Source organism: Burkholderia sp. GW821-FHT14F03 (assembly GCF_058803765.1).
In genome coordinates this window covers 105,885-117,309 of record NZ_JBXAPG010000019.1, presented here as the reverse complement: position 1 = coordinate 117,309, position 11,425 = coordinate 105,885, and the positions used below count along the sequence as shown (strand labels likewise).

At 66.9% G+C, this 11,425-nt stretch carries 10 protein-coding genes; 1 reads left to right on the top strand and 9 read right to left on the bottom strand.

The window, feature by feature from the left end; genetic code table 11:
- Positions 1-1,436 (bottom strand): type IV pilus assembly protein FimV (locus AC1RQF_RS15305; protein ID WP_492872382.1); only part of this gene is annotated, 1,436 nt, incomplete at its 3' end.
- A gap of 601 nt (positions 1,437-2,037) precedes the next feature.
- Between AC1RQF_RS15305 and flgE the strand changes: the two genes are divergently transcribed.
- Positions 2,038-3,288 carry a flagellar hook protein FlgE gene (flgE, locus tag AC1RQF_RS15300; RefSeq protein WP_492872381.1) on the top strand — a complete coding sequence of 417 codons (1,251 nt, stop codon included), beginning with the start codon at positions 2,038-2,040 and terminating at the stop codon, positions 3,286-3,288.
- Between the two features lie 105 nt (positions 3,289-3,393).
- Here the strand turns inward: flgE and asd are convergent, their stop codons facing one another.
- From asd to AC1RQF_RS15260, 8 genes are all read right to left on the bottom strand, one after another.
- Positions 3,394-4,515: an aspartate-semialdehyde dehydrogenase gene (asd, locus tag AC1RQF_RS15295; protein ID WP_273996465.1), complete on the bottom strand. Its 1,122-nt coding sequence runs from the start codon at positions 4,513-4,515 to the stop codon at positions 3,394-3,396.
- 319 nt (positions 4,516-4,834) lie between these two features.
- Positions 4,835-5,902 carry a 3-isopropylmalate dehydrogenase gene (leuB, locus tag AC1RQF_RS15290; RefSeq protein WP_273996466.1) on the bottom strand — a complete coding sequence of 356 codons (1,068 nt, stop codon included), beginning with the start codon at positions 5,900-5,902 and terminating at the stop codon, positions 4,835-4,837.
- A gap of 46 nt (positions 5,903-5,948) precedes the next feature.
- The gene (gene leuD / locus AC1RQF_RS15285) at positions 5,949-6,599 is read right to left on the bottom strand and encodes a 3-isopropylmalate dehydratase small subunit (RefSeq protein ID WP_492872380.1); all 651 of its coding nucleotides are present in this window, start codon (positions 6,597-6,599) and stop codon (positions 5,949-5,951) included.
- 68 nt (positions 6,600-6,667) lie between these two features.
- On the bottom strand, positions 6,668-6,799 hold the full coding sequence (locus AC1RQF_RS15280) for an entericidin A/B family lipoprotein (RefSeq protein ID WP_273996468.1): 132 nt from the start codon (positions 6,797-6,799) through the stop codon (positions 6,668-6,670).
- A gap of 4 nt (positions 6,800-6,803) precedes the next feature.
- Entirely contained in the window at positions 6,804-8,213 is a 1,410-nt protein-coding gene (gene leuC, locus AC1RQF_RS15275; protein ID WP_273996469.1) for a 3-isopropylmalate dehydratase large subunit, read from the bottom strand.
- Positions 8,214-8,433: 220 nt separating this feature from the next.
- Entirely contained in the window at positions 8,434-9,204 is a 771-nt protein-coding gene (locus AC1RQF_RS15270) for an SDR family oxidoreductase (RefSeq protein WP_273996470.1), read from the bottom strand.
- A gap of 49 nt (positions 9,205-9,253) precedes the next feature.
- Positions 9,254-10,444, bottom strand: a complete 1,191-nt coding sequence (locus AC1RQF_RS15265) for an MFS transporter (RefSeq protein ID WP_492872379.1) — start codon at positions 10,442-10,444, stop codon at positions 9,254-9,256.
- 66 nt (positions 10,445-10,510) lie between these two features.
- Positions 10,511-11,371, bottom strand: coding sequence for a sugar phosphate isomerase/epimerase family protein (locus AC1RQF_RS15260; protein WP_492872378.1), 861 nt, complete (start codon positions 11,369-11,371; stop codon positions 10,511-10,513).
- Between the last annotated feature and the right edge of the window lie 54 nt (positions 11,372-11,425).

Genomic DNA, 11,425 nt, shown 5'->3' with positions numbered 1-11,425 from the left:
GGTGCGGTGGACGCCGGTGCGGTGGACGCCGGTGCGGTGGACGCCGGTGCGGTGGACGCCGGTGCGGTGGACGCCGGTGCGGTGGACGCCGGCGGCGCGGCAAGGCCGCGCGCCGCCTCGGAATCCGACTGATCGCGGTCGTCCTCGACCGGCTCCTCCGGCTTCTTGCGACGGCGCAGCGCAAATCCGACGATCAGCGCCGCAACCGCCGCCCCGACCGCGATCGCCGCGCCCGTGTTGAACGGCGCAGCAGGCGCGGCGACCGGTTGCGCGGCCAGCGGGGCCGGCGCGGGCGCAGACGCCGCAGCTACGCCGCTCGCGGCCGCCGCCGGCAGCCCGGCAGCGCCCGAGGCCGAATCCATGTCGGCGGGCGCTGCCGGCTTCACCGCCGGCGCGGTCGCGTCGCGCGGCGCGACCGCCGCCGCGTCGGGCGCGGGCTTGCCGATCCCATGCTTCTGCAACTCCATCAACACGCGATTCTTCAGCGCCAGCAACTGCTGCAAACTGGACGGCCGGGCCTGTGCGGCCTCCGCGCCATTCAGGGCAGCCCCACCGCGCACGGCATCCGCCGCGGGCGACGCGGCATTCGCGTGGGCGCCCGCCTCGCTGGCCCCGACCGGCGCGGCCTGGATCGAGCCCGCCCAGACATGCGGCCCGCTCTCCCCACCCGTGGCCTGGGCCGGCGCCGCAAGCGGCGCGGACGCGCCAGGGACCGGGCCCGAAGCGGCGCCAGCCGGAATCGATGCGCCGGACGCCAGCGCGGCCGAACCCGGTACGCTCGGCACGGCCAAATCCGGCGCGGACGCGCCTCGCGCGACGGCGGCCGACGCGCCGCCCGGCGTCGGCGCCGACGTGCCGGCGGCAGTGGACGCGCCCGGCGTGGATACGCCCGGCGTGGACGCGCCCGGCGCATGCGAGGCGAGCGCCGGCGCGCTCGCGCCGACACTCGGCGCGACACCGGCAGCCCCCGACGCGCCGTGCGCAACGACGGCGCCGGTCGCATCGAGCGGCGGCACCGTAAGCGTCGCGCCGATCCGCAACCGGCTCGGATCATGTTTCATGAAGGCTTGCGGATTCGCGTCGAACAGCGCACGCCCGGTACGGGCCAATACGCCGGGATCGCGCGACTGCGTCACGGCGACGGCGATGTCGTTCAGCGATTGTCCGGCGGTGACGGTGACCGTCAACGGCGCGGCGCCGGCATGGCCCGCGTCAGGCGCCGCGTAAGCGGCGAACGCGGCCGTCAGCGCGGCAACGGCCAGCGCGATCGCACCGCGGCCGGCGGGGAAACGGAGTCGAGACGTCATCGGTTCGATCGCCGCGCGCTGGCGCGGCTCTGGGTCACATTTGGAAGAGCACAAAATTCGGAGCACAAATAGAAAAAGCATCGCGCGGCACGCGACGCTTTTGGGGTTGTCTACGCGTCGTAAGCGCACAGTTTACTTTACCCGCCGGCAATCTCGCCCAAAACATCGCACGCCGCGTCCTGCGCCTACGGATGTCGCGAAGCGAAGTCCCGTCCGGGACACGCGCCGGACCTCCCGCCGCCGCGCCAGCCGCGCCTCGAAACAACCGCGCAGGCTCAATAAAACAGCCTGGCGGGGGTCAATAATTCGACGCGCCCGCCGTTAATAAAATTCTGGCCCAAACTAAAAAAATCAATCCGGCCAAAGCCGCATCCCACTGAATTGAATTTCAATCGAATGATAAGAGGCCAGTTCCCCTCTCTATTCGAAGGATTGGGCATTCCTCCTACCAAAGCCCCGCCCAGCAAGGCTTTCAAGCCTACCAGAGCAAACCTGCATCTTCCCGAGAACAATCTTTCAACTACAATCCATCCGCATTACACAAATTTACACAATTTAACGATTAATCGTCGCTACGATCGGATTCAAACAAGGATCGGCGCATTCCAGCCATCACCATTGCAAATGACCGGCACGCGGTGGCGCGCATCGACGTCACGAGATACCAGGCGTTTTTCACCACGCAGTCGCATGACTGCATTGATCCACCAGCTCGTCACGGGGACCGAACATGGGCTATCAGCAAGGCTTAAGCGGCTTGGCAGGGGCGTCGACCAGCCTCGACACCATCGGCAACAACATCGCGAACGCGAACACGGTCGGCTTCAAGGCCAGCCGCGCACTGTTCGCCGACATGTATGCGAACTCGATCGCCTCGGCGGTCAACAACCAGATCGGCATCGGCACGATGACGGCGGGGGTGCAGCAGCAATTCACGCAGGGCAACATCACGTCGAGCAACTCGACGCTGAACGTCGCGATCAACGGCAACGGCTTCTTCCAGATGTCGAACAACGGCGTGACCACCTACTCGCGCGACGGCACGTTCTCGCGCGACGAGAAGGGCTACATCATCAATTCGCAGAAGATGAACCTGAAAGGCTACCAGGCCGATGCGAACGGCGTGATCAACACGTCGGCCACCGTGCCGCTGCGGGCGCCGACCACCAACATCGCGCCGCAGGCGACCAGCAACATCAACGCGCAGTTCAACCTGAACTCGCAGGATGCGCTGCCGACCACGACGCCGTTCAATCCGGCCACCCGCACGTCCTTCAACTACAACACCTCGGTCCAGGTGTACGACACGCTGGGCGGCGCGCAAGCGGTCAACATGTACTTCGTCAAGAGCGCGGCGCCGGCCGGCACCTGGCAGGCGTATGCGGGCGTGGACGGGCAAACGCCGACCAACCTCGGCACCATTACCTTCAACACGTCGGGCCAGATCACCGGCACGACCACGGGCACCCCGCCCGCGCCGACCCCGAGCCTCGGCCAGTTCGCATTCACGATCCCGAACACGACGGGCGGCGCGAACCCGCAGAACCTGACGCTGAACCTGACGGGCACGACCCAGTACGGCGGCAAGAACGGCGTCAACAACCTCGCGCAGGACGGGTTCGCGAGCGGTTCGCTGACGAACTTCACGATCGGCGCGGACGGCATGCTGACGGGCAACTACTCGAACGGCCGGACGACGACGCTCGGCCAGGTCGCGATCGCGAACTTCAACAATCCGAACGGGCTCGTGAGCATCGGCGGCAACCAGTACATCGAGACCGCGGCATCGGGCGTGCCGCAGATCTCCGCGCCGGGCAGCACCAACCACGGCACGCTGCGCGGCAGCTCGCTCGAAGAATCGAACGTCAACCTGACGAGCGAACTGGTGAACCTGATCACCGCGCAGCGCAACTACCAGGCCAACGCGCAGACCATCAAGACCCAGCAGGCAGTCGACCAGACGCTGATCAACATGCGCTGACGCGCGCATGAAAAACGCGCCGCGCCGGACCGTGACTCTGTCACGGCCGGCGCGGCGCGTTTGCGTCGGCGGCCCGGCCAGTGGGCCGGACCATGCGCGGCAGGCTTACTTGTCGAGCAGGATGCGCAGCATGCGGCGCAGCGGCTCGGCCGCGCCCCACAGCAGCTGATCGCCGACCGTGAACGCGGACAGGTATTCGCCGCCCATCGCCAGCTTGCGCAGGCGGCCGACCGGCACGGTCAGCCCGCCCGTCACCCGGGCCGGCGACAGGTCGCGCATCGTCGCCTCGCGCTCGTTCGGCACGACCTTCACCCAGTCGTTCGCCGACGCGAGGATGCCGTTGATCTCGTCGAGCGGCACGTCTTTCTTCAGCTTGATCGTCAGCGCCTGCGAATGGCAGCGCATCGCGCCGATCCGCACGCACAGGCCGTCGACCGGGATCGAGCCCGGCTCGCCCACGGCCGGCTTGCCGAGGATCTTGTTGGTTTCCGCCCCGCCCTTCCACTCTTCCTTCGACATGCCGTTGCCGAGATCCTTGTCGATCCACGGGATCAGCGAGCCCGCGAGCGGCACGCCGAACTCGCTCGTCGGCATCGCATCGCTGTTCATCGTGGCCAGCACGCGGCGATCGATGTCGAGGATCGCCGACGCCGGATCGGCGAGCTGCGCCGCCACCGCGCCATGCAGCGCGCCCATCTGCGCGAGCAGCTCGCGCATGTTCTTCGCGCCCGCGCCCGATGCCGCCTGGTAGCTCATCACCGTCGTCCAGTCGACCAGGTTCCCGCGGAACAGGCCGCCCAGCGCCATCAGCATCAGGCTGACCGTGCAGTTGCCGCCGACGAAGTTCTTCGTGCCCTTGACGAGCGCGTCCTTGATCACGTCGAGATTGACCGGATCGAGGATGATCACCGCATCGTCCTTCATCCGCAGCGCCGACGCCGCATCGATCCAGTAGCCGTTCCAGCCCGCCGCGCGCAGCTTCGGGAACACCTCGTTGGTGTAGTCGCCGCCCTGGCAGGTGATCACGACGTCGCACTTGCGCAGCGCGTCGATGTCGGTCGCGTCTTTCAGCGTAGTCTCGTTTTTGGCGAACGACGGGGCTTTGCCGCCCGTGTTGCTGGTGCTGAAAAACACCGGTTCGATCAGGTCGAAATCGCCTTCTTCCTGCATGCGCTGCATGAGCACGCTGCCGACCATGCCGCGCCAACCTACGAGACCTACGTTCATGACTAACCCTTTGACTGGAGCTTCCCCGCCATTTTCCGTCCCCGCGTGACCGCGCGGGGAAACAGGCGGGCACGACGGACGATCAGCGTTTAATGATCGTTTTCGTGGTGATGGTTTTGCTGATGACGATGACGCGCACACCCGCACGGGCCGTATCGCCGTGGAGTTTCAAGACCGGGGAGATCAGGGAAAATCGCGTCATCGCTTGAGTCTACACAAACCTAACTGGCCGCACAACGGCCGCGTGGAACCGACCAGACCCTGTTTTCAGGCCCGGCCGGCGCGCCGCGCGGCCGCGGCGGCCGCCTGCTTCGTTCCGTTACAGCGCGGCGCGCACCGCATCGCCCATCTCGGCCGTGCCGACCCGCGTGCCGCCCGGCGTCGCGATATCGCCCGTCCGGTAACCCTGCTCCAGCACCTTGCGCACGGCCTGCTCGACCCGGTCGGCCTGCTCGGCGCGGTTCAGCGAGTAGCGCAGCAGCATCGCGAGCGACAGGATCGTCGCGAGCGGATTCGCGATGCCCTTGCCCGCGATGTCCGGCGCCGAACCGTGCGAGGGCTCGTACAAGCCCTTGTTGTTCTTGTCGAGCGACGCCGACGGCAGCATGCCGATCGAGCCCGTCAGCATCGACGCCTCGTCGGACAGGATGTCGCCGAACATGTTGCCGGTGACGATCACGTCGAACTGCTTGGGCGCCTTCGCGAGCTGCATCGCCGCGTTGTCGACGTACATGTGCGACAGCTCGACGTCCGCGTACTCCTTCGCCACGTCGGTCATGACATCGCGCCAGAACTGCGAGGTCTCGAGCACGTTCGCCTTGTCGACCGACAGCAGCTTCTTCTGGCGCTTGCGCGCGGCCTGGAACGCGACGTGCGCGATGCGGCGCACTTCCGGCTCCGAATAACGCATCGTGTCGAAGCCCTCGCGCGCGCCCTCGAACGGGCCGTCCGGCGCCGCGCGCACGCCGCGCGGCTGGCCGAAGTAGATGTCGCCGTTCAGCTCGCGCACGATCAGGAGGTCGAGGCCCGCGACCAGTTCCGGCTTCAGCGGCGAGGCGTCGACGAGCTGCGGATAGCAGATCGCCGGGCGGAAGTTCGCGAACAGCTCGAGATGCTTGCGCAGCCCGAGGATCGCCTGCTCCGGGCGCAACGCGCGCTCGAGCGTGTCGTACTTCCAGTCGCCGACCGCGCCGAACAGGATCGCATCGGCTTCCTTCGCGAGCTTGAGCGTGGCCTCCGGCAGCGGATGGCCGCTCGCCGCATAACCCGCGCCGCCGACGGGCGCCTCTTCGAGCTCGAAGCGCTCGTCGAGCGCGTTCAGCACCTTCACCGCTTCCTTGACGATCTCGGGACCGATCCCGTCGCCGGGCAACACTGCAATCTTCATGCGAATTTCCTGGATGGATGAGGGATATCTGTGCGACGCCGCCGGCTCAGCCGATCAGGCGGTGGTTCAGCCACGGCTGCTTCGCGAGCCGCTCCGCCTCGAACTGGCGGATCCTGTCCGAATGGCGCAGCGTGAGGCCGATGTCGTCGAAGCCGTTCAGCAGGCAGTACTTGCGGAACGCGGTGACCTCGAACGCATACTCGCGGCCGTCCGGCGCGCGCACCACCTGCGCGTCGAGGTCGATCGTCAGCTGGTAGCCGCCGAACGCATAGGTGTCGTTGAACAGGTGATCGACCTGCTGCTCGCTCAGCGCGATCGGCAACAGGCCGTTCTTGAAGCAGTTGTTGAAGAAGATGTCCGCGAAGCTCGGCGCGATGATCGCGCGGAAGCCGTACTGCTGCAGCGCCCACGGCGCATGCTCGCGCGAGCTGCCGCAGCCGAAGTTCTTGCGCGCGAGCAGCACCGACGCGCCCTGGTAGCGCGGCTGGTTCAGCACGAAGTCGGGGTTCAGCGGGCGCGTCGAATTGTCCTGGCCGGGCTCGCCGTGGTCCAGGTAGCGCCACTCGTCGAACGCGTTCGGACCGAAGCCCGTGCGCTTGATCGACTTCAGGAACTGCTTCGGGATGATCGCGTCGGTGTCGACGTTCTCGCGATCGAGCGGCGCCACGACGCCGGTATGCACAGTGAATTTTTCCATGATCCGTCAACCTGGTTGGACGCCGGCCGCGCGGGCCGGCAAAGCCGAATGGGGGCGGCGGCGCGACGTCAGTCGGCCGCCTTCTTGATCGCGTGGCCCGCCGCGCTCAGGTCCTCGCCGACGCCGGCGACCGTGTTGCAGCCAGCCAGCGCGAACAGGAGACCCGCGAGCGCGGCGAGACCGAATCTGCTTGCCTTCATGCGCTCACCCCAGCCTGCGGACATCGACGAAGTGGCCCTCGATCGCGGCCGCGGCGGCCATCGCCGGGCTCACGAGGTGGGTGCGGCCGCCCGCGCCCTGACGCCCCTCGAAATTGCGGTTCGACGTCGACGCGCAGCGCTCGCCCGGCTCCAGCCGGTCGGCATTCATCGCGAGGCACATCGAGCAGCCCGGCTCGCGCCATTCGAAGCCCGCCTCGATGAACACCTTGTCGAGCCCCTCGCGCTCGGCCTGCGCCTTCACGAGGCCCGAGCCCGGCACCACCATCGCGAGGCGCACGTTCGGCGCGACCCGGCGGTTGAGCTTCTTCACGACGTACGCGGCCGCGCGGATATCCTCGATGCGCGCGTTGGTGCACGAACCGATGAAGATCTTGTCGACCTGGATCGACTCGATCGGCGTGTTCGGCTCGAGCGCCATGTAGCTGAGCGCGCGCTCGATCGCATCGCGCTTGACCGGATCCTTCTCGCGCTCCGGATCGGGCACGCGCCCGTCGATCGACGTGACCATCTCCGGCGACGTGCCCCAGGTGACCTGCGGGACGATCTCGGCCGCGTTCAGTTCGACCACGCGGTCGAAGTGCGCGCCGTCGTCCGAGCGGAAGGTGCGCCAGTAGCCCGTCGCCTGATCCCATTCCACGCCCTGCGGCGAGAACGGGCGGCCCTTCAGGTAGTCGATCGTGATGTCGTCGACGGCGACCATGCCGGCGCGCGCGCCCGCCTCGATCGCCATGTTGCAGACCGTCATCCGCCCTTCCATCGACAGCGCGCGGATCGTCGAGCCGCCGAATTCGATCGCATAGCCGGTGCCGCCCGCGGTGCCGATCCTGCCGATGATCGCGAGCACGATGTCCTTCGCGGTGCAGCCGCGCGGCAGCTGGCCCTCGACCTTCACCAGCATGTTCCTGCTCTTCTTCTGCAGCAGTGTCTGGGTGGCGAGCACGTGCTCGACCTCGGAGGTGCCGATCCCGTGCGCGAGCGCGCCGAACGCGCCGTGCGTCGACGTGTGCGAATCGCCGCAGACGATCGTCATGCCGGGCAGCGTCGCGCCCTGCTCCGGCCCGATGATGTGCACGATGCCCTGGCGCACGTCGTTCATCTTGAATTGGGTGATGCCGTAGCTGTCGCAGTTCTGGTCGAGCGTATCGACCTGCAGCTTCGAGATCGGATCGGCGATGCCGTGGCTGCGATCCGTGGTGGGCACGTTGTGGTCTGACACCGCGAGGTTCGCGCTGAGCCGCCATACCGGACGCTGCGCGAGCTTCAGCCCCTCGAACGCCTGCGGACTCGTGACTTCATGCAGCAGCTGGCGATCGATGTAGAGCAGGGTCGTGCCGTCTTCCTCGGTATGGACGACGTGCGAATTCCACAATTTGTCGTAGAGAGTCTGTGCCATGGGTATGCGGGGTAGTTGTGGCTGCAAGCCGTTCGGATGCGATCGATTATGCCACGCAGAACCCGTCGATTCACGCTCTCCGCAAGAAAAAACCGAATAAAAACAGTGAGTTGGCTGGTAGTTTCAATACCTGTATCAGCGTTACCCGGCAGTCCGGCCCTCGTATCGCGCCCAGCGGCGGGACGGATCGGGCACGCACGCGAGCCCGCCCCGCCGGCGCTCAGGTCCGCGTGGTCGACACGCCGCCATCCACGAACAGCGTGGCGCCCGTGACGAAGCTCGACAGATCCGACGCGAGATACAGCGCCGATTTCGCGATCTCCTCGGCATTCGCCATGCGCTTGAGCGCATGGATCTGCTCGATGCCCGCGCGCTGTTCGGCGGTGCTCGCGGCCGAGCCCCGGATCATCTCGGTGTCGGTGCCGCCCGGCATCAGCGCGTTCACGCGCAAGCCGCGCGGACTGAATTCGGCGGCCAGCGTCCGCACCAGGCCGACGAGCGCGGCCTTGCTGGCCGCGTAAGCCGCCATGCCCGGAAACCCCACCGAGTGACCGACGAACGACGAGGTGAAGATCAGCGACCCGCGCCAGCTCGCCAGCAGCGCCGGAATCTGGTGCTTCGCGGCGAAAAACGCGCCGGTCAGATTGGTCTCGATCGTCTCGCGCCAGTCGTCCGCCGCGAGTTCCGTCACGGCTCCCATGACGCCCATCGTCGCCGCGTTGTTGAAGCCGATATCCAGCCCGCCGAAGCGCTCCACCGCCAGTTCGACCGCCTGCTGCGCGCAACGCTCGTCCTTCACGTCGCCCGCCATCGCGACGGCCACCCCGCCTTCGCGGCCGATCTCGTCGACCAGCACGGCCAGCTGTTCGGCGCGGCGCGCGACCAGCACCAGCCCCGCCCCCTCCCGCGCGAACAGCTTCGCCGCCTCGCGGCCGATTCCCGCACTGGCGCCCGTGATGATCGCCGTCCTGCCCGCCAGCATCGATCCCATCCCGCCTCCTCGCAGAAGCCCCGCACACACGGCCGCCTCAGGCCGCCGTTCAATCCCGCCCGGCCTTGACGGACCCGTACAGCAGCACGATCGCCGCGGCCGCCACGAGCGCCCCCGCCGCGGGCGTCAAGGCCACGCCGTGGGCGCCGCTCTTGACCACCAGGCTGCCGATCAGCGCGCCGCCGCCGATCCCGGCGTTGAACGCGGAGACGTTCATCGCGGACGCGAGGTTCGGTGCATCCCCCGCCCGGGTCAGGATTCTCACGATCAGCGCGGGCACGAACGCATAGGAGGCCGCGCCCCACAGAAACACGTACGCGACCACCGCCCACTTCACCGTATAGACGAGATGCACCGAACCCATGAGGACCACGAGGCATATCAGGCTGACGAACGCCGTATGCAGCGGCCATTTGTCCGAATATTTGGCGCCCACCACGTTCCCCAGGCTCAGGCCCGCGCCGAAGACCAGCAGGATCCACGTCACGCTGGACGGCGAGAACCGCGAGATGTCCTCCAGGATCGGCGCGATGTAGGTGAAGCCCACGAAGGTGCTGCCGAAGCCGACGATCATCGCCGCATAGGAGATGATCATCTTGTAGTCCTTGAAAACCGCCATCTCCTTCGCGACCGAGGTCACGTGCAGGTTCACGTCATCGGGCAAGGTCTTCCACAGCGCCAGCATCGAGATCGCGCCCCACGCCGCGATCGCCCAGAACGGCGCATGCCAGTCCGAGAAGAAGTTGCCGAGGAACGTCCCCAGCGGCACCCCCACCACGTTGGCGAGCGTGATGCCGGACAGCATCACGCCCACCGCCTGCGCCCTGCGGCTTTCATCGACCAGATGCGCCGACACCACCACGCCGATCCCCATCGACACGCCATGCACCGCCGCCGCGATGCTGCGCGAGATCAGCAGCACCTCGTAGCTGTCGGACAGCGCGGAGACGACGTGCGCCACGACGAAGATCAGCAGCAGCAGCAACAGCAGGTTCTTCTTCGAGAAACGCAGCGTCAGCGCCGTCAAGGTGGGAGCGGAGATCGCGACCACCCAGGCATAGGCGCTGACCAGGAAGCCCGCGCTCGACAGGCTCACCGACAGATCCCGCGCGATGCTGGGCAGCAGCCCGGTCACGATGGTCTCGGTCGTGCCGACGCCGAACGAGGTCATCGCCATCGCGATGAGCGCGAGACTGGATGCGTCGCTTCGTTCTCTTTTGATCCCGGTTGAAATTTCCATGAGTGCGGCCCTCCGTTCATTGCACAAATATTCACGGCGCATCCGCGCCGCGGCCCTCGCGCCCGCTCACAACGCGATGCCCAGCGCCAGGCACAGCCGTTTCGTCGTGACGCCGTCGCGACGGCCGGCCGCCTCGGGCGACAGCACATCCGCGTCGGCGGAAAAGACCTCCGGGCCGACCATGTCGAGCGCGCCGCGCGCCTTCAGGATCGAGAGCACCTTCTTGAGCGGCAAATCGCCCTCGCCGACGAACTTCCGGTTATTGATGGTTTCGTCGAACAGATCGCCGCCCTTGAAGTGGGTCAAGCCGTCCGCCACCTGCACACCCCGCAGCAGCTGCGCGGGAATCTTTTCCAGGAGATCGAAATCCGGATTGCCCTTCAGGAAGTGCCAGGTATCGAGCAACAGGCTCGCATTGCCGCGATTCGCCGCCGCGACGATCGCGTACGCCTGCGCGATGTCGCGCAGGCCGAAGATCGGGGAAAACTCCAGCTGAACCAGGATGTCCATCGGCGCGACGCGATCGCACAGACGCGCGAACCCCTCGACCAGGATCGCCTCGTCCACCTCGCCCGCCTTGAAGCCCGGAAAGGCCAGGATCGTTTTCAGCTCGAACGCCTCGCAGATCTCCAGGCAGGTATCGAGCGCGACATCGAAGCGGCGCTTCAACTGCCCGGTCAGGAATTCCGGGAACCGCACGGGCGCCCAGTCGGTGACCGTGTCGAAGTGGCGGATCTCGATGCCGGCGTCCCCGGCCAGCGCTTTCATGTCGCGCACCGACAGCCCGGCAGCGCGCGCGTCGAAATAGGTATCGGCCGCGATCGCCATGCTGGTGAATCCGCCCGCCGAGGCCGCGGCGATATGTTCCCGAATCCCGCCGTTCCGGGTGGAGGCGGGCCAATAAATGAAATCGATATTCTTTCCCATGGAAAGCCTCGGTGAATTTGATGAACCACGACGAACGGCATCGGCACGGAAAAG